The organism is Haloferax sp. s1 (assembly GCF_058382125.1).
In genome coordinates this window covers 1-1,254 of record NZ_JBZRPK010000132.1, presented here as the reverse complement: position 1 = coordinate 1,254, position 1,254 = coordinate 1, and the positions used below count along the sequence as shown (strand labels likewise).

2 protein-coding genes and 1 pseudogene are annotated in these 1,254 nt (G+C 64.4%); all 3 read right to left on the bottom strand.

What is annotated here, in order from left to right; translation table 11 throughout:
• A pseudogene (locus QT222_RS00955) lies at positions 1–492 on the bottom strand (hypothetical protein); the annotation flags it as partial.
• Positions 489–746, bottom strand: coding sequence for a hypothetical protein (locus tag QT222_RS00950; protein ID WP_004060848.1), 258 nt, complete (start codon positions 744–746; stop codon positions 489–491). The pseudogene QT222_RS00955 and the gene QT222_RS00950, both read right to left, overlap by 4 nt.
• Before the next feature lie 76 nt (positions 747–822).
• Positions 823–1,254, bottom strand: a 432-nt coding sequence (locus QT222_RS00945; RefSeq protein ID WP_491476006.1) for a DUF7350 domain-containing protein, incomplete at its 5' end; no start/stop codon positions are given.

Below are 1,254 nucleotides of genomic sequence, written 5' to 3'. Positions count from 1 at the left end.
GTTGGGGACCGCGGCGGCGACGGTGCGCCACGGGTTGAGCGCGCGCCACGTGTCGGCGACGAGGTAGGAGAACATCGTGTAGCCGGCTCGGAGACCGGCGAAGACGACGATAATAGCGAAACTGACCGTCGGCACTTGTGGACCCGTGTAGCCGAGGTACACGACGAGTGCGAGCAGTGCGATGCCGAGCAGACCGCCAGCAGCGCGGAGCGCGCGCACGAGACTATCAGAGAACCCGGTCGTGGTTCGCCAGCGGTGGACTCGCTCGATGAACCGACGGTCGGTGACGAAACTCGCAAGGAGCGCGGAGGCACCAACCGTCGCGCCGCCGGTGGCAAGATAGAGCCACCGAGGGACCGAAAGGTTGTCCTGTGAAGCGCCAGCGAGACCGACGGCGGCGTTGCTCGCGGCAGCCGGGTCGGCGACGATAGCAAGGAGGCTGGCGAGGAACACGCCGAGGCCGAATCGTCGGAGTGTGGACGGGCGAATCATGATGCGAAGACGATAAACAGCATGAGGAATCCGAAGTACAGCAATACGAGCACGCCGAGCGCACGGATTCGGAAGGATTTCAGCTCGCGTTCCTCCTCGTAGTAGGCCTCGCGGTACGCCTCGACCTCGTCCGCGTCGAGCACGTCGGGGTGTCTCGCACCGCGGTGGAGGACCAGCAGGCGCGCTGTCGGATACGCCTCGCTACACGTCTCGCAGACGTGGCGGTCACGTGTCGCGTCGGTGTCTGTGGTCATCCGAGAGTCACGCAAAGTTCGGGGACAGTGGGTTCTGAACGTTTCTGTTAGGCTGTTGCTTACGGTGGCGGTGCGGTCAGATATCGAACTGCATCGTGTCGAACGACCAGAATGCAGTCTCGTAGCCGTCGTGACGGGCGACCTGCGGTGGAACGTCGACTTCGAGCGTCACGGTGTCTCCGGATTCGACAGTGTCGGCCGCGAGCCCGTAGTGATACCCGATTTCGGGGTCGAGCGTCGGCCGGAGTCGGTCGCCGTCGACGACGGTCGTTCCGCCCCGCTCGACGGTTGCGCGGATACCCATCATCGGCAGGATGAACCCGTTGTGCGGGGTTCGGGCCGAGACGTAGACGTACGAACCGTCGACATCGAATCGAGCGCCGTCGTCGACGACAAACGCGTCGAAGAAGGCGTCGGCACTCGTCTTCCGGCCGAGATGCGTCCCAGGGAGTTCGTCGATTCCCTTCGCCTTCCCGGTCGGGACGCCCATCATCTCCATCGCAGGAAC